General features: G+C 63.7%; 1 protein-coding gene. It reads right to left on the reverse strand.

Annotated elements, in window-relative coordinates:
* Positions 1-131: 131 nt before the first annotated feature.
* On the reverse strand, positions 132-1813 hold a 1682-nt coding region (locus tag LQ952_RS15775), incomplete at its 5' end, for an efflux RND transporter permease subunit (protein WP_238623566.1).

Raw genomic sequence — 1813 nt, forward strand, 5'->3', positions numbered from 1 at the left:
AAAGGTTCTGAATACATGCGGCAGGGGTTCTGAACCGATGTTTTCAGGACTCCTGAAGGCATTGAGGCAGTCCAATTATTCCGCCATTCCCGCGCATGCAGTTCAGGCCGCCCGCTTCGTCCCCCCCTTTTTCAGACCGTGCGTCCTCTCAAATAGCTGTAGTACAGCACCGGGATCACCAGCAGGGTGAGCACCGTGGAGACCAGTACCCCGAAGATCAGGGAAATGGCCAGACCGTTGAAGATGGGGTCGTTAAGGATGAACCCAGCTCCGATCATCGCCGCCAACCCGGTGAGCACGATAGGCTTGGCACGCACCGCCCCGGCACGGATCACCGCCTCTTCCAGGGCCACGCCCCGGGCCACTTCCTGGTTGATGAAATCCACCAGCAGGATGGAGTTGCGCACGATGATCCCCGCCAGGGCGATCATGCCGATCATGGACGTGGCCGTGAATTTGGCGTCCATGAACAGACCATCCAGCAGGGCATGACCGGGCATGACCCCGATCACCGTCAGCGGGATCGGCGCCATGATGATCAGCGGCACCACGTAGGAGCGGAACTGGGCCACCACCAGCAGGTAGATGAGCACCAGCCCCACCGAATAGGCCAACCCCATGTCGCGGAAGGTCTCATAGGTGATCTGCCATTCCCCGTCCCACTTCAGGCTGTAGACGTAAGGGTCCTCCGGCTGGTTGATGAAATACTGGTCCAGGGGGCGATCCAGGGCCAGAGGCTGGTCGCGCAACTGGAAGAACAGGTCAAACATGCCGTACAGGGGGCTGTCCAGCCGTCCGGCCATGTCGCCGGTGACATAGACCACGGGCAACAGGTCCTTGTGATGAATGGACCGCTCCCGAGTGGTCTCCACCACGTTCACCAATTCGGACAAGGGCACCAAGGCACCTTCCCTGGCCCGTACCCGCAGGGCCAACAGGGTATCCAGTTCCGCCGTGTCGGCGGCATCGAACTTCAGCCGGATGGGTACGGCGTACTTGACCCCGGCACCGAACAGGAAGGTCACGTCCTCACCCCGAAGCACCGTATCCACCGCCCGGGCGATCTGGTCCTGGGCCACTCCCAGCCGAGCGGCCTTCTCCCGGTCCACTTCCAGGATCAGACGCGGCCCGGGGTATTCCACCGAGTCGTCCACATCCACCACTCCCTCGGTGGACTCGAACAACGCCCGCACCTGCCGGGCCACCCGGATCTGGCCTTCGTAATCAGGGCCGTAGATCTCTGCCACGATGGGGGCCAGCACCGGGGGACCCGGCGGGACCTCCACCACCTTCAGGGCGGCGCCATGGCGCCGGGCGATCTCCTGCAGGGGAGCGCGCACGTCCAGGGCGATCTCATGGCTCTTGCGACGGCGCTCCTTCTGGTCCACCAGATTCACCTGGATATCCCCCAGATGGCCGCCTTCGCGCAGGTAATACTGGCGCACCAGACCATTGAAATTGATGGGCGAGGCGGTGCCCGCGTAGACCTGGTAGTCCCGCACCTCCGGCACCGTGGCCAGGTAGTCACCCAGCTCCTGCAGCACCCGGGCGGTGCGCTCCAGACTGGTGCCTTCCGGCATGTCCACCACCACCTGGAACTCAGACTTGTCATCGAAGGGCAGCATCTTGAGCACCACCACCTGGAAATAGGCCAGGGAAACGGAACCCAGGATCAGCAGCACCACGCCCCCGTAGAGACCCCAGCGGCGCATCCTCGCACCCCTGCCCCGCAGGAAAGGCCCGAGGATGCTCTCGGCCCCCCGCTGCATCCAGCCGGCCGCGGCTTCCCCTGTGTCATGGGGCTTGCCCCCTT

It is taken from the genome of Ectothiorhodospira lacustris, from assembly GCF_022227785.1.
GTDB classification, from domain to species: Bacteria; Pseudomonadota; Gammaproteobacteria; order Ectothiorhodospirales; family Ectothiorhodospiraceae; genus Ectothiorhodospira; species Ectothiorhodospira lacustris.